2 protein-coding genes are annotated in these 2353 nt (G+C 65.6%); both read left to right on the top strand.

Annotation, left to right across the window (positions count from 1 at the left end):
• A partial coding sequence (locus tag Q0283_RS17085; protein WP_298045807.1) for an MBL fold metallo-hydrolase occupies window positions 1-774 on the top strand: 774 nt, incomplete at its 5' end.
• 1076 nt (window positions 775-1850) lie between these two features.
• Window positions 1851-2231, top strand: a complete 381-nt coding sequence (locus tag Q0283_RS17080; protein WP_183528752.1) for a hypothetical protein — start codon at window positions 1851-1853, stop codon at window positions 2229-2231.
• The last annotated feature ends 122 nt before the right edge of the window (window positions 2232-2353 follow it).

Here is a 2353-nt window from a genome sequence, read left to right as displayed (position 1 = left end):
TACAACCTGGTCGGCACCGGCCTGCAGAACGGGGTCGCCATCCCGGACCGGGTCCTGGAGATCTACGGACCGGGTGACCGTGGCGCCCTGCCGGTCAACTACAAGGGCGAGAGCATCCCCGCCGACCAGGTCGTGAACCCGAAGAGCCCCACGCCGGGCACCCGGGAGACGATCGAGGCGATGATCAAGACCTTCGCCACCGACTTCAACGACCGCATCATCGACTCCGGGTACCCGCCGCCGCGGGACTTCTTCGTGGGCCGGGACATCGAACTGCCCGCGGGCCTGATCGATGACCCCAACGGGGACCCCCACCCGCGCATGCGCCCGATCGAGGTGTTCGAGGACGACCGGGTCAAGGTCACGGCCACCCTGGTCCAGCACGCCCCCGTGTTCCCGGCCTTCGGGTTCCGCTTCGACACGGACTCCGGTTCGGTCACCTTCTCGGGGGACACCGGCCCCAGCGAGAACCTGGTCGAGCTGGCCCAGGGCTCGGACATCCTGGTGCACGAGGCCATCGCCGCGCAGTGGGTCGCCCAGCGCCACCCCGAACCGCGCGATGCCGCAGCGGAGGCGGAGTACCAGCACCTGATCGGGGCGCACACCACCATCGAGGACATCGGTTCGATCGCCGAGCAGGCCGGGGTGAAGAAGCTGGTGCTCAATCACCTGGTGCCGGGCAACTGGCCGGTCGAGGAATGGCAGAAGGCCGGGGCCGGTTTCTCCGGCGAACTCGTCATCGGAGAGGATCTGGACGCGATCGCCATCGGTTGAGCCCGGCGGCAGGAGCGTCCGGCTGACCTAACGCCCTCCCCGGGCACAAGCACCAGTCATCGAAAGCCGTCGGACAGGCCTGGCCTGCCAGATCCTCTCCGCCCCGGGAGTGTTCGGCCTACTCGTCCTGTTCAATCCCAGTAGAGGCGGGCGTCATCGACCGGGGCGGGGGGAACCTGCCACCCGCCCCGGGGAACGCCGGTGCACGCGTAACCGCGACTCCCATTGTTGGCTGAGCCGCTTTCTCGACCGCCATACCGGTACACGCAATGGGCACAGCCGGTCCGCCCCAAGCCATGTCTCAGCCACCCTCGTTGGGGCAGGGAACGTAATTCCGGGAATGCCGGATGAGTAGGTCTTGAGCGTGACCGGGTGCCCGGCCACGCTTAACGAAAGAATGGTTATCGGCCTCAGAGTGGGACCAGTAGAACTAGATGAGATGACTCGTCTCCGTCTGTCATTCCAGGGTCCGCCCATGTCAGCACGCAGCCCTATGTCGCTCACAGCGGCGGAGCGAATCGCAGGAGCTAGTGCGACCCTGCAAGCCCGCGACGGGAACTCTCGTCTAATGCGAGATTTCCGCGCACGGTGTGGCGCACGGAGGCGCTGCCGGGCCGGGTTCCCGCGTTCCCGCGTTCCTGGATGACGATGCCATTGGCCTGTTGCGCGCCGAGGACCGCGCACTCGGAAATCCGCCGGCACAAACACTGAGCCAATTTGGTCGATGACCTTGACCAGCCACTCGTCTCATCTCAACACGTCCCTCTACCAGTTTATAGGGGCAGACCCAACGGACTGAAGTAACTGAAAGGTGTCCGCCAAACCCATGGAACCGTTTCCTCAGTTTTCCGCCGATCCCGTAGCCTCGACACTGTCATCAGAGGTCAGAGGGGGTCCTGATGAAATCAACTATCCGTGGGGTCGCGGGCCTGGCGTGCTCGGCGGCTGTCCTGACCGGGTGTACGGCGAACACTGCACCCGACCCCAGCGGGGCGAACACCACGCATTCCAGCAGCCCGGTGGCCACCGCTACGGCGACGGTTCCCGCGCTCAGGCCTCAGGGCAACGTGGATCCGATGGTCAGCGGCATCTGGGCCGGTGAGAAGTACGACCAGTTCCTGGAAACGACCGGTGAGACGTACTCGGGGGAATGCGGGGACGCCAGCACCCCGGCAGGGCTGCGGGCCTGCGCCCCGTTCGAGCCGTTCGCCTACGTCTCCGCCGTCGAGTCCCCCACCCCCGGAGATCTGCTGGTAACCATCACCCCCGAGGCGTGGGGCGGCGGGCCGTATGACCCCGAACAGGTCTTCACCCTGGAATACGTCGCCGGGAACATGGCCCTGCGCATGGCTCACCACGACGACGATGTCCAGACGCTGACCGTCACCACGCCCGGTGGCGCCCATACCTACACCGATCACTGGCAACCCCACTACGCCAGCGTCTTAGGATCCTGACTGATGACCCTGCACTTGGATCGGCTGAACGAGCACCGCGATCCATCCAGGCGAACATCAGGAACCCTGGGACTGCTGCACGAATAGGTGACATCTGATCTGTGACGCTGTGAGGCGTTGCT

The organism is uncultured Citricoccus sp. (assembly GCF_937871995.1).
Taxonomy (GTDB): Bacteria; Actinomycetota; Actinomycetes; order Actinomycetales; family Micrococcaceae; genus Citricoccus.
Note: the sequence above shows the minus strand (reverse complement) of the source record. Positions and strands in the feature narration are given on the sequence as shown.